Raw genomic sequence first — 24,966 nt, 5'->3', positions numbered from 1 at the left:
ATTTATTCACTTTTCTTTCTATCCAAAACCATATTCGTTAATTTGCAAAGCGAAATCAAATTTCCTGCTTCATCCGTAATTTTAATTTCCCAAAGATGAAGACTTCTGCCTTTATGAATAATTCGAGCAGTTCCAAAAACAACACCCTCACGAATACTTTTTAAATGATTTGCCGAAATTTCGATACCGCGAACTTCTTGTTCCTTCGCATTAATAAAAAAATGAGAAGCTGCACTTCCCACACTTTCCGCCAAAGCGACAGAAGCTCCGCCGTGCAATAATCCCATTGGCTGATGAACACTTGGGTTTACAGGCATTTTTGCCGTTAAAAAATCTTCGCCCGCATCGATATATTCTATTTTCAGCGTTTCCATCAATGTATTTTTAGAAAATTCATTGCAGTACGCTAAAATCTGTTCTTTTGTATAATTCATTAAATAAACTTTAAAATCGTAAAATTAAAGAAAGATAACACATAAATCTAAAATCCTCCCGAAATTTCAGGACTAAAATTTAAAATTCAACTTCAAACCTGTAGGTTTTTTGTTATTTTTACAAAAACAATCAAATCTTTGGCTGATTTTTTTTTAGCCACAGATTGCACAGATTAGAAGGATTCTAAAGATATAGCAACTAGTTACACAAATTTCCGCGAATTTTATTTCAATTTAATTTGTGAAAATTCGCGGAATTCGTGACAAAGAAAAAATCTTTTTAATACTCTTAATCTGTGGCTAAAAAAAACTTTTAAATGCGTCAATACTTTGCAATCTTCGTTCTGGGTTTAATTTTAGTTTTCAGTTCCTGTCGAACTGACTTTGATACCGTTGCCAGTTCTGGAGATCTAAAGTTTTCTAAAGACACCGTTTATTTAGACACCGTTTTTAAAAATATTGGCTCAAGTACTTATCAACTAAAAGTCTATAATCGAAGTAAAAATGACATATCAATTCCAGTCGTACAATTCAAAAAAGGACTAAGTTCAAAATACCGAATGACTGTTGATGGTATGAGTGGTAATAATGGTAAAATTTTCAACAATGTTACGCTTTTAGCAAAAGACAGTTTGTACATTTTTATTGAAACCACTGCAAATATTACAGATGCAAATCCAGCCGATTTTTTATATACCGACGAAATTCAGTTTGACAGCGGCACAAATCTGCAGCAAGTCGCTTTGGTAACCTTAATTCAGGACGCAGTTTTTTTATATCCTAACCAAAATCCAAACGGAACAAAAGAGAAAATCAAAATTGACAGCAAAGATGTTGATGGATTTTATCTCAACGAAAATGATCCTGTAAACGGAAATGAATTACTTTTTACCAAACAAAAACCTTATGTAATTTATGGTTACGCAGGAGTTCCAGAAAACAAAACTGTAACCTTTGAAGCTGGCGCAAGAGTTCACTTTCATACCAACTCAGGATTATATGTTGGTAAAAATGCTTCTCTTCAAATTAACGGAACTACTTCAACAACAGAAAAACTTGAAAATGAAGTTATTTTTGAAGGCGATCGACTAGAATCCCTTTATTCGGATATTCCTGGACAATGGAAATCAGTTATTCTTGAAAATGGCAGTAATAACCATTCAATCAAAAATTTAACTTTAAAAAATGCGATTACGGGATTAGATATCAGAAATTCAGTTAACACAACTCAAATTAAAAATACCCAAGTTTATAATTGTGCTGAATATGGAATTTTAGGACAAAACGCCCGAATTAACGGAGAAAATCTAGTTATAAATTATGCCGGACTAGCCAGTTTATCGTGTGTTTACGGCGGAAACTATAGTTTTACACATTGCACTTTTTATAACAATTGGCAAAGCAATTCACAATTTGCAGTTAGTGTAAGCAATAGTTTGGCAGGCAAAATGCCCGAAACAAATGCGCTGACGCAGGCAGCTTTCAACAATTGTATAATTTATGGTTCAAACACCAACGAATTTAATTTGAGCAAAAACACAAATGCACCATTTGTTTATCAATTAAATAATTGTCTTTTAAAATTCAACAGTTCAACAACAAATCCTGATTATCAATTTAAAACAGATATGCAGCATTACAGCAACATCATTCTGAATGAAAACCCGAAGTTTTATAATGTCAATCAGAATAAATTCAATATCGACAAAACTTCTTCTGCTTTCGCGAAAGGAAATCAGTCGTATATAATTCTGCAGGATATTTTAGGAATTACAAGAACTTCACCACCAGATTTGGGTGCTTATCAGAGTCAAGATTTCCCGAAGTAATTATTATCAATATTTTTTTCAGCATTATAAAAAATCATGAAGACTTTTATAGTTTCAATATTTCTAATTTTCTCATATACTTTTTGTTACTCTCAAGAAAACAAAATAGATTATGACTTATCTTCTTCTCTTAAATCCTTTAAAACACTAACTTATTTTTTAGCTTTAAAAGACACAAGCAATCTAAAAAAAGTAGTAACAAAGTCATCTTACAAAAGTTTTAATTTTAACAATCTTGATGGTTTACAAAATTTAGCTAATGATTGGGAAGGAAAAGAAATCAAAATTATTAAATCAAGTAATGACGAGGAAATTTTAAAAATCGAAACTTACTACATCCCTCTTAGATTTGTTAAAGAATCTGGTTCAAATGAATGGAAATTTTCAAATTTTGTTCTAAGACCATAATTTCACTCTAATATTACTTTTTAAATAGAATTTGTTCTCAAATTTTCTCGCAAACTCACGAAGTTTTTCAATAGTAATCTCGTAATGTTTGTCATTTCGACGAAGGAGAAATCACACAAGAAACTCCGCATGCAAAATCCCCAATCTTTGTCGAGCTTCTTGCGAAGATTTCTCCTTCGTCGAAATGACATAAAATGAGAAAAAACCTTTTATGTGAATTTTTAAACAAAAACTTAGTGTCTTAGCTCCTTTGTGACAAAACATTTCAATTTCATTTTTTTCAAAAGAGTTTGTTATCAAATTTGCGCTTGCTATTTATTTACATTAAATTTGCACCTCAATACAACAAACTACACAAAACAATGATCCATTTCTTTGAAAACCAAAGCAAAACTGTTTTTGCCGTACAGACGCAAAACGAAATTTCAGCTCAAGACATTTCAAAATTAAACTGGCTTTTTGCCGACTCGAATAAGATCGAAAAATCCGCATTGACGGGTTTTTTTGTTGGTCCTCGCGCCACTATGATCACACCATGGAGCACAAATGCTGTAGAAATCACTCAAAACATGGGTGTTCCGGGCATTATCAGAATTGAAGAATTTCATCCAGCAACGGAAAATTTCACTGATTTTGACCCGATGCTTTTTCAAAAATTCAACGAATTAGATCAAGAAATCTTCACTATCAACATTCAGCCGGAACCAATTCTGGAAATTGATGATATTGCAACTTACAATAAAGCTGAAGGTTTAGCTTTAAGTGACGAAGAAGTAGATTATTTAAACAATCTTTCAACTAAACTAGGAAGAAAATTAACTGATTCTGAGATTTTTGCTTTCTCACAAGCGAATTCAGAACACTGTCGTCATAAAATCTTCAACGGAACATTTGTAATTGACGGTGAAGAAAAAGAGACTTCTCTTTTCAAATTAATCAAAAAAACATCTCAGGAAAATCCTAACGATATTGTATCTGCTTACAAAGACAACGTTGCTTTTGTAAAAGGACCAAAAGTGCAGCAATTTGCACCAAAATCGGCAGACAAACCTGATTTTTACGAAATAAAAGAATTTGATTCGGTTATCTCATTAAAAGCCGAAACACACAATTTTCCAACAACAGTTGAGCCTTTCAACGGAGCTGCAACAGGTTCAGGAGGAGAAATTCGTGACCGTTTGGCAGGAGGTCAAGGTTCATTGCCATTAGCAGGAACTGCAGTTTATATGACTTCATATTCTCGTCTAAATAACGACAGAAAATGGGAAAATGCTCTTGAAGAAAGAAAATGGTTGTACCAAACACCAATGGATATTTTAATCAAAGCTTCAAACGGAGCTTCTGATTTTGGAAATAAATTTGGACAGCCTTTAATTACAGGTTCTGTTTTAACTTTCGAACATTCAGAAAACGACCGTAAAATTGGTTATGATAAAGTAATCATGCAAGCGGGAGGAATTGGATACGGAAAACTAGATCAATCTATTAAAAAGAAACCACAAGAAGGCGACAAAATTGTAATTCTTGGTGGAGAAAATTATAGAATCGGAATGGGTGGTGCTGCAGTTTCTTCTGCAGATACTGGCGCTTTCGGTTCAGGAATTGAGTTAAATGCGATTCAGCGTTCAAACCCTGAAATGCAAAAACGTGCTGCAAATGCGATTCGTGGTTTAGTAGAAAGCGACAATAACCCAATTGTTTCGATTCACGATCACGGAGCTGGAGGGCACTTAAACTGTCTTTCGGAATTGGTGGAAGAAACTGGAGGTTTAATTGATTTAGACAAATTGCCAGTTGGAGATCCAACACTTTCTGCAAAAGAAATTATTGGTAACGAATCTCAGGAAAGAATGGGATTGGTTATTGGTCAAAAAGATATTGATACCTTACAAAGAATTGCTGATAGAGAGCGTTCGCCAATGTATCAGGTTGGAGATGTAACAGGAGATCACCGTTTTACTTTCCAATCAAAATCAAATGGTTCAAAACCGATGGATTATGCTTTAGAAGATTTCTTCGGAAGTTCTCCTAAAACGATTATGACAGATAAAACTATCGACAGAAAATATGCTGATGTTGCTTACGACAAAGCAGATTTCGAAAGTTATTTAAAAGACGTTTTACGTTTAGAAGCTGTTGCTTCAAAAGACTGGTTAACAAACAAAGTTGACCGTTGTGTTGGAGGAAAAGTTGCCAAACAACAAAATGCTGGACCTTTACAATTGCCTTTAAATAATGTGGGAGTTATGGCTCTAGATTATTTAGGAAAAGAAGGTATTGCAACTTCTATTGGGCACGCTTCTATCGCTGCTTTAATTGATCCGGTTGCAGGAAGTAGAAATGCAATTGCAGAATCATTATCAAACATTATCTGGGCGCCAATTAAAGATCAGTTGAAAGGAATTTCATTATCTGCAAACTGGATGTGGGCTTGTAAAAACGAAGGTGAAGACGCTCGTTTATACGCTGCTGTTGAAGGTTGTTCAGAATTTGCAATCGAATTGGGAATCAATATTCCGACAGGAAAAGATTCACTTTCAATGAAACAAAAATATCCAAACGACGAAGTAATCGCACCAGGAACGGTTATTATTTCGGCTGGAGGAAACTGTACAGATATTAGAAAAGTGGTTGAACCAGTTTTACAGAAAAACGGAGATTCTATTTATTATATTAATTTGTCTCAGGATGATTTCAAACTTGGAGGTTCATCTTTTGCACAAATTAGAAATACAATCGGAAACGAAACGTCTACTATTAAAGACGCTTCTTTCTTCAAAAATGCATTTAATACCATTCAGGAATTAATCGGCGAAAGCCAAATTTTAGCAGGTCACGATATCGGAAGCGGTGGTTTAATCACAACTTTATTAGAATTGTGTTTTGCTGATGTGAATCTTGGAGCTAAAATTGATTTCAGCGCTTTCGCGGAAAAAGATTTATTGAAAATCCTTTTCGCTGAAAATATCGGAATCGTTTTCCAGGCTAAATCTGACGCAGCTGTTGAAGCTAAATTAAATGCTAATAATATCGAATTCTTCAAAATCGGTTCAGTTCAAGAAACTGCAACTTTAGAAATTGGAGACTACAAATTAGATGTTCCAACTTACAGAGATGTTTGGTTTGAAACTTCTTATTTATTAGATCAAAAACAATCTAAAAACGGAACTGCAAAAGCTCGTTTCGAAAACTATAAAAATCAGGTTTTAAATTATACTTTCCCTGCACATTTTACAGGAAAAAAACCAGAAATCGACGCTTCGAAACCAAGGCCAAAAGCGGCTATTATTCGTGAAAAAGGAAGTAATTCTGAGCGTGAAATGGCAAACGCAATGTACTTGGCTGGATTTGATGTAAAAGACGTTCACATGACCGATTTAATTTCAGGTCGTGAAACACTTGAAGATATTCAGTTTATTGGTGCTGTTGGAGGATTCTCTAACTCAGATGTTTTAGGTTCTGCTAAAGGCTGGGCTGGAGCTTTCTTATACAATGAAAAAGCAAAAACAGCTTTAGACAATTTCTTCAAAAGAGAAGATACTCTTTCTGTTGGAATCTGTAACGGATGTCAGTTGTTTATGGAATTAGAAGTAATTAATCCAGAGCATGAAGTTCACGGAAAAATGCATCATAATGAAAGTAACAAACACGAAAGTATCTTTACTTCTGTCAAAGTTCAAGAAAACAATTCGGTTATGTTATCGACTTTGGCTGGAAGCACTTTAGGAGTTTGGGTTTCTCACGGAGAAGGTAAATTCAAATTGCCTTATGCAGAAGACCAATACAACATTGTTTCTAAATATGCTTACGAAGGTTATCCTGCAAACCCGAATGGTTCTGATTATAACACAGCAATGATGTGTGATAAAACAGGAAGACATTTGGTTATGATGCCTCACATTGAGCGTTCGACTTTCCAATGGAACTGGGCGCATTATCCAAAAGACAGAAATGACGAGGTTTCGCCTTGGCACGAAGCTTTTGTTAATGCCAGAAAATGGATTGAGAAAAACTAAAAAATATATTTTTATTAAGAGCGCCCGAATTTGATCGGGCGTTTTTTTTTGCCGCGAATTTCACGAATTTTCACGAATTATTTTTTTTTAGCCACAGATTATAAGGATTAAAATGTTTTTTTTTCATTGTCAAAAAATAATCTGTGAGAATCCTTTTAATCTGTGGCAAACTTTTACACACAATGCATTCGTGGAAATTCGTGTAATTCGTGGCTAACTAAACTATTTAAACTATTCTAAGATTAATTTAATGGTATCTTAAGACAGCTTAAGCAAGCGTAAACATTCTGGTAAATATCTTTGTTTCATGAAAAATATGATCCAAAAATTATCCCTGCTGATTTTCTTATTTACTATAAGCCAGTTTTCTTTTGCTCAAAAAACCGCAGCTATAAAAGGAAACATTACTGACGGAAAACTTCCAGTGGAATTTGTTGATGTAGTTCTAAAAAGCGCCAGCGATTCTACCAAAACAGCCAATTATGCTGTAACCGATGTTTTAGGAAACTTTGCCTTAGAAAACATTCAATCTGGAGATTATCAACTTCAATTTAAACTAATTGGTTTTAAAACTATTTCTCAAAAAATAAAGGTATCTGACAACCCAATTTCTATTGGAACCATCAAATTACAAACCGATACCAATTTACTAAATGATGTTGTTGTAAAATCTCAGCGAAAACAAATTCAGAAAACAGATGAAGGATTTGTTTTTAATGCGGTTTCAAACATTTCGCAGTCCGGCGGAACGGCGACTGATATGCTAAAAAGTATTCCGACTGTTGCAGTAGATGCTGAAGGCGGTATAACACTAAGAGGAAAATCGCCAATGATTTTGATTAATGGTAAAAATTCGGCCATTACAAATATGGATCAAATTGCGGCAAGCAGTATAGAAAGTATCGAAGTGATAAGTAATCCAACTGCAAAATATGATGCTAATGCTGAAAGCGGAATTATAAATATTAAACTTAAAAAGATTAATCAACAAGGGATAAATGGAGCGGTAGTTCTAGGCGCTGGTTTTGGTGCTAAAGGAAGAATGAACAGCTCTGTGATATTAAATCATAAAACTGAAAAATGGAATTTTGGTTTGGCCTATGACAATCGTTTTGCCGGCAGAACTAAAAAAATAAATGCTGATCGAACTAATTTTTTCATAGATGATGAGCATTACATTCATCAAAATAGAGATGATGCTCGTACAGAAGGTTTGCAAAACTTGAAATTTAACGTCGATTTTACTCCAAACGACAAAAACAGCTTTTCGTTTGAAGCACTCGGAAATTTAGAAAATCAAGATAATGATGAAACTTTATACACGCAGGTAAACACAAGCGCAAATCAGTTTTTTTCGAGCAACAAACGTCACTCTTTAGAACTGGAACGCACAAAAGTGGGCGAACTTGCTTTTAATTATGATCGAAAATTTTCTGACGACAGAAAAAGTCTAAATACAAGTATTACTTCTTCTTTCAACAAACACAAAGAAAACACTGATATTGACACTTATAATTATGACGCTTATAAACAACAAATAGGCGATGCTGCATGGCAAAGAACTCATAATTATACAAATGAAAATATCTCGAATGCTATTGTAAATTATACGGTTCCAGTATCTGAAAAATCAATTGTAGAAACTGGATATAAAGGAACGTTTCGTTTTTTTGACTCAGACTTTGAAAGTGCTGATTTGACAAACGACGAATATATTGTTAATCCTTTGGCAAGCAATACTTTTAAATACAACGAACAAATAAATGCTGTTTACGGAATGCTGAATTCGTTTATTGGCGAAACTGACAATCCTAAATGGAAATATAATTTAGGACTTCGCGCAGAACAGGTTTCAAACAATGGAGAAACGCAGAACAATACTGATAATTTTTCAAATCATTATTTAAAACTGTTCCCATCAGCTTCTTTACAAATGAATTTAAAACCAGATGAATTTATCAAATTTGGTTACAGCAAGCGCATTAACCGTCCAGATTTAGACGATTTAAATCCCTTTATTGATATTACTGATGCGTTAAATCCTCATGGCGGAAATCCTTATTTGAAACCTGAAATTATTCATATTGCAGAAGTAAGCTACAACAAAAACTGGGAAAACTATTCTTTTTCAACCAATGCTTTTTACCGAAATGCAAAAGACGCGATTAGACAATATGCCGAATTACAAGATAATGGTGTAATTTTACTGCAGCCAAGAAACATAGGAAGTACGATAACTTATGGTTTAGAAACTATCTTCACCTTAAAACCATTCTCTTTTTATGATGCTAATATTAGTTTAACCGCTTTCGAACAAAAAATAGACGCCACAAATCTAACTCAAGATGTAGTGAAAAATGCTTTTAGCTGGTACGGAAAAATCATCAATAACTTTGTTCCTTGGAAAGGCGGAAAACTCCAGATTATCGGAAATTACAATTCGGCTTTAACAACAGCACAAGGAAAAAGAATTCCGGTTTATAATGTAGATATGGGTTTTCAGCAAAAACTTGGAAAAGGAAACGCACGTTTAGGTTTGGTTGTTACCGATATGTTTAACACACTCGAAAGCGGTTACAAAAACAACACTTTACTATTTAGCAATAATAGAACTAACAAATCAGATACTCGCGCATTTATGCTGACTTTTGCATATACTTTTAAATCTGATTTTAAAGAAAAATTATTAGAAAATCAATTCTCTACAGAATAGTTTTTTACTCAAAAATAAAAATATTCATTCTTGTAATTTGGATTCTAATTTCTACTGAAATTTGAACTATATTCGCCAAAAAGTTCGCGCCCAAGAACTTTTTGGCCCATTCCAAAAACAAATTAACCTACATAGAATGAAATTTTACAAAGCACTCCTCTATGCGCTATTTCTAGTCGCAGCTCAATCGCATGCACAAATTAAGATTGACAAAATAAGATATAAAATTCACGATCATTTTATTACAACAAAAATTGGTTATCCAATTGAAGGCACCTTTTTATACGAAGGAAAAACCGAGCCAATTGTACAATTGAATGCTAACGGAACAGGAACTTTTCAGTACGAAGATTTATCCAAAAAAAGTATAAACTGGGGAATCGAATGTTCTGAAGACGGTATTCCAATTTTTAAAGAAGGTTACAACAGTGCTTCGTATACCATGTGGTACAAACCTAATAATGAAGAAGATTGGATTTATGTTCAATTCTCCATTCATTTCAACAAGAAAAAAATGTTTATAATGGGCGAACGAATCAAAGATTATTCTGAAGATTCTGAATCGAAAAAACGCTCTTAGAAAATAAATAATTCTTGTTTTTTCTAAAATTTACTACAAAAAAGAAAACGTTTTCGTTGATTTTTAAAAGTACCTATAAATTTTCCCATAAAATTCCATAAAATTAAAAATTATACCTAATTTTTATTTAATTTGCGATAAAATTCAATATATTAAACATGGTTTCAATCACACGCCTTTTTGATTTTCCCTATTATCAACAAGAAACTTACGATCTTCCGGTTGCGTTAGCAACTAAAAAAAATGGAGTCTGGGAAAAAACATCTAGCCAGGAATATATTGCAAAAGCAAATGCTGTTTCGAGAGCATTATTGCGCATGGGTGTTCAAAAAGATGATAAAATTGCCCTAATTACCTCAAACAACCGTACTGAGTGGAATATTATGGATATTGGTATCCAGCAGACTGGTGCGCAAAACGTGCCTATTTATCCAACAATCTCTGAGGAAGATTACGAATATATTTTGAACCATAGCGGCAGTATTTATTGCTTTGTTTCGGATGTAGAAGTACTTGAAAAAGTAAATCTTATCAAAGCAAATGTGCCGACCCTAAAAGAAGTTTATTCTTTTAATGAAATTGAAGGCTGCAAACATTGGTCTGAATTATTAACGCTTGGTGAAGACCAAAGCAATCAAGCCGAAGTTGAAGCAAGAAAAGACAGTATAAAAACGGACGATTTAGCCACTATTATTTATACCTCTGGAACTACAGGACGCCCAAAAGGTGTTATGCTTTCGCACAGAAACATTGTTTCTAATGTTTTAGACAGTGCACCAAGAATTCCGTTTGATCCAGGAAAAAGCAGCGCATTAAGCTTCCTGCCTATCTGCCATATTTTTGAAAGAATGATTTTGTACATCTATCAATATTATGGTATTTCAGTTTATTTTGGAGAATCTATTGAAAAAATCAGCGACAACTTAAAAGAAGTTCGTCCAAATGTAATTACAGCTGTACCAAGACTTTTAGAAAAAGTTTACGATAAAATTTATGCTAAAGGAGCCGAATTAACAGGCATCAAGAAAAAACTATTTTTCTGGGCTATTGATTTAGGTTTAAAATATGAACCATACGGAGCCAATGGTGCTTGGTATGAGTTTCAGTTAAAAATTGCCCGCAAACTTATTTTCAGTAAATGGAAAGAAGGTTTGGGAGGAAATTTAGATTTGATGGTTTCTGGAAGTGCCGCTTTACAGCCACGTTTAACAAGAGTTTTTGCTGCTGCCGAAATTCCAGTTATGGAAGGTTACGGTTTATCTGAAACATCTCCTGTAATTGCTGTAAACGACCAAAGAAACAAAGGTTTTAAAATTGGAACTGTTGGAAAACCAATTCGTAACGTCGAAGTAAAAATTGCCGAAGACGGAGAAATCCTTTGCAAAGGACCAAATGTAATGCTAGGTTATTTTAAAGATCCTGAAAAAACAGCAGAAGCTTTGCAAGACGGTTATTTCCACACGGGAGATATTGGAGAAATCGACAGCGAAGGTTTCTTAAAAATTACCGACCGTAAAAAAGAAATGTTCAAAACATCAGGAGGAAAATATATTGCACCGCAAATTATTGAAAACGCGATGAAACAATCTCGTTTTATTGAGCAGATTATGGTAATTGGTGATGGCGAAAAAATGCCGGGTGCTTTTATTCAACCTAATTTTGAGTTTGTAAAAGAATGGGCTAAAATTCATAAAATTACTTTAGGAAATACAGATGCAGCAATTAGTGCAAATGCCGATGTAATTAAACGTATAAATGAAGAAGTCGAAAGCATCAATGAGAAATTTGGAAACTGGGAAAAAATCAAACGTTTTGAGCTTACTCCAGATGTTTGGTCTATCGATGGCGGACAGCTTACTCCTACTCTAAAATTAAAACGTAAAATCATTAAAGAAATCTATAAAGATCTTTACGCTAAAATCTACGATCACAATTAAAATTCCAAAATAATTAACCAAAGAAAAACGGCTGACTAAAATTTTAGACAGCCGTTTTTTATTTTATGAAAATTCTAATTTCATCTATTGTTTTTCATTATTTTTTAACCGCTAGGGTCGATAAGATTAGTTTCACGCAGATTGAGCAGATTTTAATAATCTTTTCAATCCTTTACCCTGATAGCTATCGAGAGTGGCTAAAAAACTTTGTGTCTTAGCGCCTTTGTGGCAAAAGCCTAGAAAAACATACTTTTAAAATCTCTAAAGAAGTTTCTTCTCTTAGACTTTTTCTCAGCCTTTTCTTTTTTTAGAGAACTCTTTTTTTCAAAAACTGCTTTAGCTTTCTCCATCCGTTTAACTGGTTTTGTTTCTTCAGTTTTAGAATTTTCGTAAAACTTTTTAAAAGGACGAAGCTCAAAATCAACCAAAATTGCAGCCATATTTATAGCATCGATATTTGATGGATCTGTTTCACCTTTAAAGAAAGTCTCGATAGGTCTAAACTTATCTTTCTTCTCCTTAAACTTATTCTTTTTACTATGATCGAAATCTAAGCCCAAGAGATTGCTAAAAACATTTAAATCCTCTTTTGTTGGGTTATTTTCGAAAATCAACCAGCACAAATCACGAAGTTTTCCACGAGAAGGTTTGTACAAATAATCAAAGTATCTGCCTTCTTTTTCTAACTCGTATTTTTTTCTAATTGCGTTTTTATATTGTTGTAATGTATTGTTTTGCATGGTATTTTGATTTTGTAATTCTTGGGAATCTGAGGAAATCGAAGGTTTTTCTAAGAAATCCAATATCACAAAAGTTCAAAAGCACCATTGCCTTAACAGAGAAACATCTCTAAATGATATGTATAATTTCCTTAAAATTCACCTTTTCCTTCCATAGGTTAATAAGCTCCAAATCCATCTTTCTTCTCGAGGCAAATGGCAACTCATTAAATTCCACTTTATCTGTTTGACCACTATAGTCTGACCTAAGTCCTATTTTTTGATTCATCCTTAAATTTTTATTGTTTATTTTTTTTAAGCTTCTGAGGTACTAAGGTGATGAGATACTAAGTTTTTTTCTCTGTCTCTCTGCCCCTTTGAACCTTTGCCCCTAAGGCAAAAAAAAGCACCCAATTAAAGGTGCTTCATAACAAATACGATATAATTATCCTATTGCCTATATTGATGCACCGATATGTAAAAGCATTCGCTATTCGAAGTCGCGGCTGCTAGTCTTGGGTTGTCTATGTATAATTTAAAACTCATTGTTTTATTTTTTTTAATTGTTGTTGCTGCGTTGTTATTAGAAACTTTTTGTTTCAATTTTGTCAGGCAAAGATAATATCGAAAAAATCATATTTCCAAATATTTTTTAATATTAATTTTCTGATTATCAATTAATTAATCCTAAAATTAAAACAAAGAAATCCCTGTCCGCATACTGGTGCAGATTTATCTTTTTATCAAATGACTGTTACTCATCAGATTACTTTTCAAGATTATATTTCGCTATTTTGATTAATCATTAAACATTTGGTCAATTATTTTTTTAGTATTTTTTAGTTATGGTTTGCTTTTCTATCATTTTAAGCCTCTTTTTTGTCGCATTGAACAAATTTGAATTGCTCTAAAACAAAAAAAGCGTCCTGAAATGAGGACGCTTTTCTGTTTTATGATGAGTTTGACTCTAAATTTTATATTTTAATTTCACAAAAACACATACGCATCCTGAGCTTACAGCTGCAGAATCTCCGGCTAAAGTTTCAAAATTTTTGCTTATTGATAGTATCACTGTGTTTTTTTATGTTTTTAATTACAGATACAAATGTAGTATATTTTGCAATAATTTAACAAATATTGATTAAAATAAAATTTTTGCAACAAAAATATATTGATTTATATTTCATCAATATTAATTACATTATGTACTCCAAACCATTCTTGAGCTGTGCTTATAACATTCAAACTTGGGCTTTGATAGTAAACAGCTAACTTATTTTTTGCTCTTGTACAACAAACATAAAAAATCTTTTGAGTTCTTGGCAGAGTATTATAAAATGATGTTAATTTAGACTTTGTTTTTGATTTTCCTTCAATAAGATTTTTTTCTTGATTTAAACTGTCAAAAACATATTCAAAATTGTATTTATTCCAATTACCATTATCAAGAATTACAAGAACATTATCAAATTCATCCCCTTTGACTTTATGCTGAGTTGAATAATTTGTTAAGCCTTCTAAATAATTGTAAACGTTTTGAAATTCTGAAAAACTAACTTTTCTAATTCTATTATAAGCATATGCTTTTTCCGTCTGAAACTTTAATAAATTATATGATTTCATACATATTCCCATTTCATGAGCCTCATTAATAACTTCTTCAATAGTCTTATCTCCAACATTAATAAGTTTATCGATATTTGTTTTCAAAACTTTTTTTTGTTCTATATTAAATATAAGTTTGTTTTCTTTTAAATATGCTTTGTAATCAGTTTCTTTTAAAAATTCCAAATATTTAGCATCCTTGTAATATTTTATATTGTTTTGAATTTTAAATAAATGCTTTAATAAATGGTCTCTTTTCGACCCTTTTTTACTTTCGTCATCTTCATCTTGTTTCTTATCATCTGTTAAGGTTTCACTGCTCAAATAAATTCTTCTAAAATTTACAAATTTATACTTTTTTGCCTCCTCAAAAAGTAAAGGATTTAAAGATATAAATGAGCTTATTGGCCCAGTCATTGGTAATTTTACTTTTTCTATAACTTCACCAAAAGTATCATCTTCTGAGATTACAATGTCTGTTGAGTTTTTCAGGTGCTTTACGATATTATTTTTATACTCAAGAATTTTATCATTATTGTATATATCCATTAAAGTAGTGAACTGACCTTTTTTCGCATTTAAATTATGCGTAAGATTTAACTCCTTAGTTTCTTTAAATTTTTTAAAATCCCATCCTAAATATGTTTTAACTTTCTCCAAATCATCATTCTTAGAATAAATAAATTTAATATCACCTAATTTAACTTCTTCTTTAGAATTCATGTTAGGTGCATTTTCATCATTTGAATGAGTTTGTTGAATACCATCAGTTCTTAACTTGTTTGCTAATTCGTAAACTAATTTTGGATTTCTTCTATTTTGAATTTTCTTAACTTCAACTACTTTATTTTCTTTTAAATAAACATTTAAATTTCCTATACCATCATCATAAATAGATTGCATTGCATCTCCAAAAAAACCAATGATATTTTGCTTTTTACTTTTATTTAAATGTTCTAAAAATATTTCTACAACTTCTTTATGTGTATCTTGATATTCATCTATGAAAATGAATTTAAATTTATCTTTTATTATATCGCATAACAGTTTACTGTTTTTAAACATCCTATTTGCAAGCAATAATAATTCATCATGCGAGATTATTCCTTGAGGTAATTGCACGCTTTGATATGAATACTTTATTTCTTCTATTCCATCGTAATAAGTTGCTCCAACTTTTTGATTGTTTATAAGTTCAATTTTATCAACTGCTTCATCATTTATTAATTCTATTAAGACTTTCTTAAGTTCTTTTTGATAGTTTTTAATATTATCCCATAAGAAATCATGTATAGTTGTAACATTTAAACTCTCATGATTAACTCTTTCTTCAATTTCTTTTACAGCTGAATTCGTATAAGTCATACATGCTACTTTGATAGTAGGAAATTCTTCAATCACCTTTTTTATGACTTGAACCAAAGAATATGTTTTTCCACTACCTGCTCCACCACTTAAAAGAAAATTATCTCCTTTTCTAATGAGTTCCATTATTAGCTGAAATTCATCTTTTCTTTCTACTTTTTCTAATCTTCCTTCAGCCATAACAATCCTTCTTTTATATAGGCAGGGATTTGCCAATTACTATATTCATTTCCACTAGCATCAGATGCACTATTTCGCAAGATTTCAATTGCTAAAGAAGGTTTACTATTAACCCCCTTTTCTGCTAATTGAAAAGGATCTTTATCTATTCTAAATTTTTCAATCCATTTATTTGTTAATGATTCAAATTCATTGCACGAGTTAGATATAAAATCTTCATTTAATTTAAAAAATGCATCTTCAAAACTTCTAGCATGATATCCTAATTCTTCTGTTTGATATACGATTAACAATTTTCCTTTTTTGTCAACTTTCCATTCTTTATTTTTATCTTTTATTAGAGTTTTTGATTCCAATAGAAGCTCTTTAAAATAAATTAAATCATCACATGTTTTACCATAGAAAAACAACAATGAATGATTTGAGGTTTTATCTGAATTTGGCGCATTTGCAGGACATTTTTGAGTTTTAAATTCTGGCTCGCCATTAGCCTTTTTTTTAGGAGTAGTTTTATCTTTCTCCATTGCAGGAACTAGATAATAACTATCAATATCGGTTATTATTAAAGACTTCATTCCTATAAAATCTATAAACTTTTCAAAAATGTGAGAGTAAGCTCCAACCTCGACAATCGAAATATTTTGAGATAATAATTTATTTTCAGGATACTCGCCATCAATTTTTTTCATCATAGCTGGCAATAAAATTCTTTCTGTATCACCTTCTATAAAAATTGCTTTATCTGTAAAAAATAATTCAGCCCGATTAAGAGTCAAATACTGTTTTAAGAATTTGTAATTTTGCTGTTGACCTTTCTCGTTATATTCTTTTTCAAGATCCTTTAAATTTTTAGATATTACTTCATTCTTATTAAGCTTCTTAAGATATTTTATATCATCAAATTTACTTTCTGCAACTATATGAGATGAATGCGTACTTACAATATATTGCAACTCTCGTTGAATTATTTTTTCTTCACCTTCATCATTTTTTAGTTTCTTATTTATTCCGCCTTTTAATAATTCCTTTATGTTCTTAATAAAAACATATTGCATTTGAGGATGTGTATGTGCTTCTGGTTCTTCAATAAATAATAAATTAATATCTGATGGTTTTTCTAATTTTCCTCTTTTAAATTCTTCAACTTGAATTTTGATTTCAAAAATTAAACTAATCAAATTCATATATCCTAATCCATTGTGATGTTCTGGCAACTTATCACTATTTTCATGTGAATACATTACGGTTGTATTTCCTTCAAGCAATTCACGCTGTTGCAATGTTGAAAATATTTCAATATTTGTCTCATTTTCCTGAAGCCCACCAAACTTTTTTATATCAGATATAACTGCTTTAAAAATATCTGCATAAATTCCCGTTAAAGTCTTATCTGTGCTTGATAACTCATCAGTGAATTTTTCAATCTTTTCTTTTTGTTCTTCGCTTGTTTCTTCTCTTTTATAAATCTCAGAAGTTTGCTTAGATAAAGTTTTGTCTGTTTCTTTATTATTTACATCACGTTTAGCTTTAATCGACTTAAAATTTAAAATATCTTTAAAATTTTCAGCACCAACAATGGTAGATTCAATTATTTCATTTTTCATAAGATCCCATTCCAACGGTCCTTTATAAAGCTTAAAATATTCCGTGAAATTTTGTTTGAAAAATTCATTAAATCCACGCTGTGAATAGGTACTTATTACTTCTTCACTATCCTCTGATTTTATTTTCCCTTTCTCAAATTTTAACTTTTCTTTCTTTTCAAATTCAGAATATTCTTTTCTAAATTTTCTGTACCCATCAAAATTAATCACGAAATTAAACCCTAAGACTACTTTATTATTGTCTGGATCCAAGTTCATCATTACATTGCATATATTTGATAAGTCATCGTTATCAAAATATTCAATTACTAATCTTAATTTTATTCCCAGATCTTTTCCTAATTCTTTAAATTCTTCTTCTGTTTTCTCAACTGAATTTTTAATTAAATCCTCTAATCCATTTTTAAAAACGAGATTAAAATCCTCAGAAGTAAATTTACTTTTTTCAGAATTTATAAACTTTTCAAGCACTGACAAAATAGATGTTTTTCCAGTGTTATTTTTCCCTAAAACTAACGATAGTTCATCCTCTAAATCTAATTTAAAATTTTGAAGAAGACGGTAATTATCAACCTGAATCTGTTTTATTTTCATATTCTTAATTGTTTTATTCAAACTTAGCTGTATTAATTTTCTTCGCATTACGGTAATCCGTAAACAACAAATAATAGAATATTATTTCATTTTTAAATACATTAAGTTTTTTCTTCATATCTGTTCAAATATATATAAACAAAAAGCCCTCAAACCAAGTACAAACACCTGATTTAAAAGCCAACAAATAATTTTTATAAAATATTAAATCCCAAAAAAGCTTTTAGAATTCCTCGTAGTTTCTTCCGCCACTTTAGCTAAAGTAATTCTTTTAAACTGTGCAATTGTTCCGGCAACATACGGCAGAAAAGCAGGTTCGCAACGGCGTTCGTGGTATTGCTGCAAGAGACTGTTCGGGACATTTTTAGGAAGCATAAACGGCGCATCGGTTTCAATCATCATTCGGTCGAGCGGTACGTACTGAATCACTTCTTTTAAATGATTGAAACGCTTAGCGTGAGAAATCGCTCCCGTAAAACCCAAATAAAATCCGTTATCGAGATAGGTTTTGGCTTCTTGCAACGTTCCCGTAAAACAATGCACAACGGCTTTTGGCAGTTTCGGTAAATAGTCTTTGGTAATATTCATAAAAGAATTAAAAGCGCTTCTTTCGTGCAAAAACAACGGTTTCTGAACTTCAATCGCCAATTCTAATTGGGCTTTATAACATTCTTCCTGTTTGTTTCGGGGCGAAAAATCACGATCAAAATCGAGTCCGCATTCGCCAACGGAAACGACATGTTTCAGTTCTAATAATTTCCTGAGTTTCGAAATACTCTGCGCATCGAAACTCTTAGCATCATGCGGATGTATTCCCGCCGTAGCGTACAGCACGCCTGGATACTGCCTCGCAATCTTAGCAGATTCTTCGCTATTTCGTACGCTGGTGCCTGTGAGTATCATTTGCGATACATCGGCATCGAGCGCGTCTTGTACGACATCGTCTATATCGTTTTGGAATTGTTTATTGGTTAGGTTGATTCCTATGTCTATATAATTCATTTTTTTCTTTTAAGTTACAAAGACTCAAAGGGACAGAGGGACAAAGGTTTCTTCTCTTTGAGTCTTTTTGTTTGTTTTTTTTTAGTTGCAAAGGTTCAGAAGGACAGAGGGACAAAGTTTGTCATTTCGACCGAAGGGAGACTCGAGCGATAGCGAACAGACGAAGTAAATCGCACTAGAAACTCCGCACAAAATGTCGCCAATCTTTGTCGAATCCCGCATGTGATTTCTCCTTACGTCGAAATGACATAAAATGAGAAAACGTTATGTTACACACACTACAGTGCGTCTCTACACTGAACACTAAAAAACTGATCACTGACCACTAGTCTTCTCGGCTTCCATCATCTGCCATTCTAACCAATTTAGGTGTAAACTTTGCTACAACATCTACTAAATCCTGTTGCGCTTCCATGACCTGATTGATATCTTTATACGCCATTGGAGCTTCGTCTAGACCTGCTCCGATAAGCGTAACGCCATGATCTTTTAGGATCGATTTCATTTCGGTTTGTGTGATATTTTTTATGGCTTGGGTTCTACTCATTTGTCTTCCTGCTCCATGCGAAGCTGAATTAATGGCGTTCTCCTCGCCTTTTCCTCTCACCAAAAATCCTGGTGCGGTCATACTTCCCGGAATGATTCCCATAACGCCTTTTCCGGCTGGAGTTGCTCCTTTTCTATGCACGATCACTTCTTCGTCGTTCCAAATTTCTTTCCAGGCAAAATTATGGTGGTTTTCGACTTTGGCTAAAATCGTCGCACCCAAAGCGCGTTCCATTTTGTTATGGATAATCTCGTGACAAGCCGAAGCGTAATCTCCCGCCAAATTCATCGCAAGCCAATATTCTTGTCCTAATTGCGAGTTCATATCTAAATATGCCAAGTTTTTAGCTACTTCTGGAAGTCTGCACTCGTCTTTGGCAATTTTAGTATAATGTCCGGCTATGGTTGCTCCCATTCCGCGTGAACCAGAATGCGTTAACAAAGCAACATATTTTCCTTTTGGGATATTTAAAACGGCATCGTCTTTAGCAAATTCCATGATTCCGAATTCCACAAAGTGATTTCCACCACCCGAAGATCCTAATTGCGACCAGGCTTTATCTTTCAGATTCTTCACAAACGGATTCATATTGAACGTTTCATTCTCCAAAACCGCATGATCTGATTTGTATTGACCGTGAAATCCGTGACCCGCTCCAAAAATGGAATTCGCAATTAATTCTTTTTTGAATTTAGCTTCGTTTTCAAAGTAAAAATCTTCTGGAATATCATAAACCGATAACGCCATTCGACACCCAATATCAACACCAACACCATACGGAATAATGGCGTTTTTTGTTGCCAAAACGCCGCCAATCGGTAATCCGTAACCTTGGTGCGCGTCTGGCATTAAAGCTCCGGCAACCGACACAGGCAATTTCATGGCAACTTCCATTTGTTTTCTGGCTCCATCTTCGATATGATCTAATCCGTAAGCCGAATATGCATTCGGATTTTGATTCAATGCGATGAAATCTTCTGGTTTTTCATTCGCTTTTTCGATTAAAGCGACAGCCAGTTTGCTGAAGATTTCATCGTCTATATAATGCTCAGGAGTTTGTAAGACGTTTTTGAAATTGGCAATCATTTCGTCTCTTGTGAATCCGTTTCTTTTGCTGTTTATTTTTAAGGCAATCCCAATTATTTTTCCTTCTGGAAATCCTAATTCTAATATATCTGTACCGTTTATTTGTGTTTTCATTTTTTCTTTTTTAAGGGACAAAGGTCCAGAGGTTCATAGGTGCAAAGGTTTTATACTGCTGCGCAGTTATTTTGCGTAGGTTTTTTATTTCACGCAGATCTAAAAAGATTTTAGCAGATAAGCGCAGATTATTAATAAAAAATCCTTTTAGATCTGCTTAAATCTGCAAAATCTGCAAAATCTGCGTGAAACCTTTGCACCTTTGTCCCTTTGTTACTTTGCTACTAATCTACCAATAATTGCGTCACAACCGCTGGATTCATCGCCCATTGCGCTGTATAAACTTCATCGGCAATTTCATTTTCAGTGATAGTTAAACCTTGAGCTTCCGCTTTGAGCTGTAACAAACTACCAATATTCAATTTGCTGTTTAGTTTTGATAATAACGCCTGAACGCCTTTGAAATCTAAACCGCCTACAACCTGACCTCCGAAAGTCATCTCTAACCAAACGATTTCTCTTTTGGCTACATCCAACACTCCAAAAACCAAACCTTTGGCAACATTCTGCGTCACACGAACCTGATGATCTACACACGACGGATCGTACGCAACACCTGTTCTCTCCGAAATTTTCATCGGGTGTTTGCTGTTCATCCAACCTACAACGAGATTTGGCGTAATACTTCCGTTGCTGTATGCGTTACAAGTAAAAGTTACAAATTTAGCTTTGGCTTTCGCCAATTCGTCGATGTTGATGTTGATATATTCGGCAGTTCCAATTTTATTCGGAATGCTTCGGATATCCCCACTATGCTGACAACCTGTAGTCGTCAATCTACTGAAAGAACAAATATCCGAACGGTCTTCGTAAGCGATATGACAGCTCAAATCCATATCTAAATGTTGCGCTGGCAAATCTTTACCCCACTGCATAAACAATCGCACTTCGTTTCCTTCAACTGGGAAACGTGTTCCCATTAAAGCAACTGGCAAATCCTGAACGGTTTCGCTTCGGTCTCCTATAGAAACCGGCATATTAAACAATTGCGGATCAATATAAATTGTTTTATTCGTGTTCTCAATTTTAGCAAATCGTTTTTTCATAGCCAAAAGGCATAATTCTTCGATTTGATTTTTCATTGCTTTCAACTGAAAATCTTCATACAACTTCAATAAAGCATTCGCTTCAATTCGTTTGTTTGTTCCACCCAAAGGCTTCACACTTCTCTGCATGTTTTTATCAAAATAATTTTGAGCATACATGTTTAAAGTAAACACCAATCGTGCTGGAACTTTATCGATGATTTCTTCAAAATGAGCAATAGTTTCATCTGCTCCAAACCATAACATATTCGAAAATAACGAACGAGCAAATAATCCTGGACGTTGTTTTAATAACGCAAATGTTTTATCGGCATCAAATTTCAATCTTGACGAATCTACTTTGCTTTGCCAAACATCGTAAACTTGGTTGTAGAATACATCCATTAAAAAATTCAATTTCTCAAATCCTTTTCTTTTGCTGTATTCTGCCAAACGCAACGCACGGATAAAACGAACCCACATTCCTCTTTTTGGGTGCATCGTTTCGCACATGGCTTCAACGTCCATGTTCATATTGTTTAACCAATTTGCCACCATTAAACATTCTTTTCGAGAATATTTTAGTTTCAAATCTTTTTTAGATGCAATTCTGGCCTGAACGCTTGTATCTAAAACATTATGGAAATGCTGTGCATTTTTTGATGTTCTCTTGATAATCGTTTTTGGCTCAATAATCTGAAGCATTCCTGTGTTTTTGTACCACAAGTATCGTAAGATATCTGTTGGTGTTTTCAAAAACTGAGATGCTTCGTCTTCTTTACCATTTTCGATCAAAAGATCGATTACCAGCATTAAAGTTTCCTTCATTGCTACTTCTGTTTTTGGTAAAGGCAAATATTGCATCGCCATTTTTAAACTATCTACCTGAGTAGCGTCTAAAGCGGTTTTAGATTGCAATAACGATATATAGAAATCATTTAAATCTTTTTCTGTCCATAATTCCAGCATTTTCAATTTGCTTCCTTGACCAATATTTTCCAGCTTTCCAAATTCAAACGGAGTTCCACAGAACGGACAACCGTTATATCTTTCTAATGGAAAAGTATTATCTGGGATAATATGTCCGCATTGTAAAGTCGTTCCGTTTTTAGTCTGGAAAATATTTCCAAAATATATGATAATATGATCCAAAACAGACTCACCTGTCGGGATATTCCATTCTTTTACCAATGGTGTCCAATTTTTATCAGTCCCTAAAACTTCTCTTAAAACTTCTAAAACCTCGATTTTATAATTCGGGTTCACATTGTTTAAAGCATGAAGCAATGACTCAGAAAATGTAAATCCAAGTTTTGAAACATTAGCCAACAAAACTGATGTTGTTCCTGATAAATTTTTAACGTCATTCGTGATCATTTCTGACGGAATGAAAATAGCATTTTGGTGTAAACTGATTTTTAATAATTCTTTTGTTTTCATTTTTTTTAATTTTTAAAATTTAGATAATTGTGTTTCTGAGTTCTACCTAAAAGATTTTGAAGTAAGAAACACTTGACCTGAAATTGGAGTGTAATGAATTAGCTGATTCAAATTGGAAGTTTGTGGGTTTCCCCGAGAAGTAAGCTAATTTTGACCCTCGTTTTTATTAATGATAATTTTAAAACTTAATAACCAGCAACCTCCTTTCGGAAGTTAGGAGTCGAACCTAAAGAAGTAAGTTTCAATTGACCATTAATTGTGGAGCAGGTGGGATTCGAACCCACGACACGGACATTAAAAGTGTAAGAAGTAAATTTTGATTGACCTTTGATTGATAATTTCAAAACTACCTGCTCTACCACTGAGCTACTGCCCCAATTATGATTGAAAAATAAAAAGGTAATGGTGTAAGTGGTACATTGGAAAGTGTTTTCGAAGTAACTCAAACTTGACCTATTTTATTCTTTTTTTATTTCTATGAACGTTTGTTTTTATTTCTAACAAAGATTTCAAAACTAGTACGCAGTTATTTTGCGTAGTAAGAATTTATTTCTATAATGTAAATTCTCTATAATTATCTTCCTTTATTTTTTCTTTAGCGAATACTTTACTTAAATCGAATTCTATATAATGACTCAACCAACAATCTGAAATTTCTGAAGCAACTTCATTACCACATCGACATACTTTATTTAAACTATTGAAATTTGAACTTCCACAACATCCCATAAATCTAGATTTATCAGAATGATCTTTTAAATTATAATTATCAATAGCAACCATAATAGATTTCTTATCAGATTGTTCATTAGTAAAAATGGAAAATTTATTTTTGGGCATTATATCTTTATTCTCATCCCAACATAAATTCATTTTAGGAATTTCCAATAATTCTGGAGTCAACGCATTTTCACATTCTCTACAATAAATTTTAATAGTTCTCATAACTGTTTCATTTTAACATTACAAAGATTTCAAAACCACTACGCAATTATTTTGCGCAGTAAAAAAAGAATTTTAAATTTGAGTAAAAAACAAGATGAATTTAAAGGAAATTTATTATGAATTACTTTCAAACATTGGCTTTTCAGCAAATGATATTCAGCAGAACTGGCTGGATTTAGAAAAGGCATATTCCAAAAAATCAAGGCATTATCATAATCTCATACATTTACAAGAAATGATTGAGAGCTTTGAAATTTATAAAGGCAAACTTCAAAATCCTGACGAAATATTATTTTCGATTTTTTATCATGATTTTGTTTATTCAGCTTCCAAAAAAGATAACGAACTCAAAAGTGCTGAATATGCTTTGGCCATTTTACCTGAAAATGTCAGCTTAAATAAACAATTGATTTTTGATGCGATTTGTGCGACACAACAACATCAGCAAAATGCCATTGAAGATATTAATTGGCTAATCGATTTTGATTTGAAAATACTCGCTAAAGATTGGGATGATTATAAAATCTATTTTGAACAAATTAGAAAAGAATATCGCATTTATCCTGATTTTCTATACAAACCTGGACGCGCAAAAGCGTTGAAGCATTTTCTGGAGAATGCGTTTATTTTTCAAACTGAGGAGTTCAGGAATTTATATGAAGGGAAAGCGAGAATTAATATTGAAAAAGAGATTTTATTGTTAACGTAAATGCGTGAGGGATTAAGGCGGTATCCTTTTGTGAAGAGAAACGAAACAAAAGATATAGCCGAAAGCCCGACCCGAAGGGGCACGCCCAAAATATATAACGCGGAATTAATCTCG

15 protein-coding genes and 1 tRNA gene are annotated in these 24,966 nt (G+C 32.8%); 7 read left to right on the top strand and 9 right to left on the bottom strand.

Annotated features, from left to right (window positions below):
* Positions 1–2: 2 nt before the first annotated feature.
* Complete coding sequence (locus ACHRV0_RS07050; RefSeq protein ID WP_089053208.1) at positions 3–434, bottom strand: PaaI family thioesterase; 432 nt, start codon at positions 432–434, stop codon at positions 3–5.
* Positions 435–751: 317 nt separating this feature from the next.
* On the opposite strand from ACHRV0_RS07050, the gene ACHRV0_RS07045 reads away from it, so the two are divergent.
* The 6 genes from ACHRV0_RS07045 (at position 752) to ACHRV0_RS07020 (ending at position 11,917) form a co-directional block, all read left to right on the top strand.
* On the top strand, positions 752–2,263 hold the full coding sequence (locus ACHRV0_RS07045) for a hypothetical protein (protein WP_395440341.1): 1,512 nt from the start codon (positions 752–754) through the stop codon (positions 2,261–2,263).
* Between the two features lie 36 nt (positions 2,264–2,299).
* A complete protein-coding gene (locus tag ACHRV0_RS07040) occupies positions 2,300–2,671 on the top strand; it encodes a hypothetical protein (RefSeq protein ID WP_395440340.1) in 372 nt (123 codons plus the stop codon).
* Positions 2,672–2,994: 323 nt separating this feature from the next.
* Positions 2,995–6,687 (top strand): phosphoribosylformylglycinamidine synthase, encoded by a 3,693-nt coding sequence (gene purL / locus ACHRV0_RS07035; protein ID WP_395440455.1) that lies wholly within the window; start codon positions 2,995–2,997, stop codon positions 6,685–6,687.
* A gap of 307 nt (positions 6,688–6,994) precedes the next feature.
* On the top strand, positions 6,995–9,400 hold the full coding sequence (locus ACHRV0_RS07030) for a TonB-dependent receptor domain-containing protein (protein WP_395440339.1): 2,406 nt from the start codon (positions 6,995–6,997) through the stop codon (positions 9,398–9,400).
* A 136-nt stretch (positions 9,401–9,536) separates the two neighbouring features.
* The gene (locus ACHRV0_RS07025; RefSeq protein ID WP_089058735.1) at positions 9,537–9,980 is read left to right on the top strand and encodes a hypothetical protein; all 444 of its coding nucleotides are present in this window, start codon (positions 9,537–9,539) and stop codon (positions 9,978–9,980) included.
* 158 nt (positions 9,981–10,138) lie between these two features.
* On the top strand, positions 10,139–11,917 hold the full coding sequence (locus tag ACHRV0_RS07020) for an AMP-dependent synthetase/ligase (RefSeq protein WP_395440338.1): 1,779 nt from the start codon (positions 10,139–10,141) through the stop codon (positions 11,915–11,917).
* Positions 11,918–12,153: 236 nt separating this feature from the next.
* Here the strand turns inward: ACHRV0_RS07020 and ACHRV0_RS07015 are convergent, their stop codons facing one another.
* The 8 genes from ACHRV0_RS07015 to ACHRV0_RS06980 form a co-directional block, all read right to left on the bottom strand.
* Positions 12,154–12,657: a hypothetical protein gene (locus ACHRV0_RS07015; RefSeq protein ID WP_395440337.1), complete on the bottom strand. Its 504-nt coding sequence runs from the start codon at positions 12,655–12,657 to the stop codon at positions 12,154–12,156.
* A gap of 1,155 nt (positions 12,658–13,812) precedes the next feature.
* The gene (locus ACHRV0_RS07010; RefSeq protein WP_395440336.1) at positions 13,813–15,786 is read right to left on the bottom strand and encodes a UvrD-helicase domain-containing protein; all 1,974 of its coding nucleotides are present in this window, start codon (positions 15,784–15,786) and stop codon (positions 13,813–13,815) included.
* A complete protein-coding gene (locus tag ACHRV0_RS07005; RefSeq protein WP_395440335.1) occupies positions 15,768–17,984 on the bottom strand; it encodes an AAA family ATPase in 2,217 nt (738 codons plus the stop codon). The genes ACHRV0_RS07010 and ACHRV0_RS07005 overlap by 19 nt, the downstream gene beginning before the upstream one ends.
* 204 nt (positions 17,985–18,188) lie before the next feature.
* Positions 18,189–18,986, bottom strand: a complete 798-nt coding sequence (locus ACHRV0_RS07000) for a TatD family hydrolase (RefSeq protein WP_395440334.1) — start codon at positions 18,984–18,986, stop codon at positions 18,189–18,191.
* Positions 18,987–19,311: 325 nt separating this feature from the next.
* The gene (locus ACHRV0_RS06995) at positions 19,312–20,733 is read right to left on the bottom strand and encodes an RtcB family protein (RefSeq protein WP_395440333.1); all 1,422 of its coding nucleotides are present in this window, start codon (positions 20,731–20,733) and stop codon (positions 19,312–19,314) included.
* A gap of 224 nt (positions 20,734–20,957) precedes the next feature.
* Positions 20,958–23,198 carry a hypothetical protein gene (locus ACHRV0_RS06990; RefSeq protein WP_395440332.1) on the bottom strand — a complete coding sequence of 747 codons (2,241 nt, stop codon included), beginning with the start codon at positions 23,196–23,198 and terminating at the stop codon, positions 20,958–20,960.
* A gap of 259 nt (positions 23,199–23,457) precedes the next feature.
* Positions 23,458–23,574, bottom strand: a tRNA-OTHER gene (locus tag ACHRV0_RS06985).
* Between the two features lie 176 nt (positions 23,575–23,750).
* The gene (locus ACHRV0_RS06980) at positions 23,751–24,143 is read right to left on the bottom strand and encodes a hypothetical protein (RefSeq protein ID WP_395440331.1); all 393 of its coding nucleotides are present in this window, start codon (positions 24,141–24,143) and stop codon (positions 23,751–23,753) included.
* Between the two features lie 94 nt (positions 24,144–24,237).
* On the opposite strand from ACHRV0_RS06980, the gene ACHRV0_RS06975 reads away from it, so the two are divergent.
* Positions 24,238–24,852: a hypothetical protein gene (locus ACHRV0_RS06975; RefSeq protein ID WP_395440330.1), complete on the top strand. Its 615-nt coding sequence runs from the start codon at positions 24,238–24,240 to the stop codon at positions 24,850–24,852.
* Positions 24,853–24,966: the final 114 nt, after the last annotated feature.

Source organism: Flavobacterium sp. FlaQc-30 (assembly GCF_044005885.1).
Classification (GTDB): Bacteria; Bacteroidota; Bacteroidia; order Flavobacteriales; family Flavobacteriaceae; genus Flavobacterium.
Note: the sequence above shows the minus strand (reverse complement) of the source record. Positions and strands in the feature narration are given on the sequence as shown.

Bases quoted from the DNA above. Each gene is read 5' to 3' on its own strand.
- ACHRV0_RS07050 (WP_089053208.1), bottom strand. From the start codon at position 434: ATGAATTATACAAAAGAACAGATTTTAGCGTACTGCAATGAATTTTCT.
- ACHRV0_RS07045 (WP_395440341.1), top strand. From the start codon at position 752: ATGCGTCAATACTTTGCAATCTTCGTTCTGGGTTTAATTTTAGTTTTC.
- ACHRV0_RS07040 (WP_395440340.1), top strand. From the start codon at position 2,300: ATGAAGACTTTTATAGTTTCAATATTTCTAATTTTCTCATATACTTTT.
- ACHRV0_RS07030 (WP_395440339.1), top strand. From the start codon at position 6,995: ATGAAAAATATGATCCAAAAATTATCCCTGCTGATTTTCTTATTTACT.
- ACHRV0_RS07025 (WP_089058735.1), top strand. From the start codon at position 9,537: ATGAAATTTTACAAAGCACTCCTCTATGCGCTATTTCTAGTCGCAGCT.
- ACHRV0_RS07020 (WP_395440338.1), top strand. From the start codon at position 10,139: ATGGTTTCAATCACACGCCTTTTTGATTTTCCCTATTATCAACAAGAA.
- ACHRV0_RS07015 (WP_395440337.1), bottom strand. From the start codon at position 12,657: ATGCAAAACAATACATTACAACAATATAAAAACGCAATTAGAAAAAAA.
- ACHRV0_RS07010 (WP_395440336.1), bottom strand. From the start codon at position 15,786: ATGGCTGAAGGAAGATTAGAAAAAGTAGAAAGAAAAGATGAATTTCAG.
- ACHRV0_RS07005 (WP_395440335.1), bottom strand. From the start codon at position 17,984: ATGAAAATAAAACAGATTCAGGTTGATAATTACCGTCTTCTTCAAAAT.
- ACHRV0_RS07000 (WP_395440334.1), bottom strand. From the start codon at position 18,986: ATGAATTATATAGACATAGGAATCAACCTAACCAATAAACAATTCCAA.
- ACHRV0_RS06995 (WP_395440333.1), bottom strand. From the start codon at position 20,733: ATGAAAACACAAATAAACGGTACAGATATATTAGAATTAGGATTTCCA.
- ACHRV0_RS06990 (WP_395440332.1), bottom strand. From the start codon at position 23,198: ATGAAAACAAAAGAATTATTAAAAATCAGTTTACACCAAAATGCTATT.
- ACHRV0_RS06980 (WP_395440331.1), bottom strand. From the start codon at position 24,143: ATGAGAACTATTAAAATTTATTGTAGAGAATGTGAAAATGCGTTGACT.
- ACHRV0_RS06975 (WP_395440330.1), top strand. From the start codon at position 24,238: ATGAATTTAAAGGAAATTTATTATGAATTACTTTCAAACATTGGCTTT.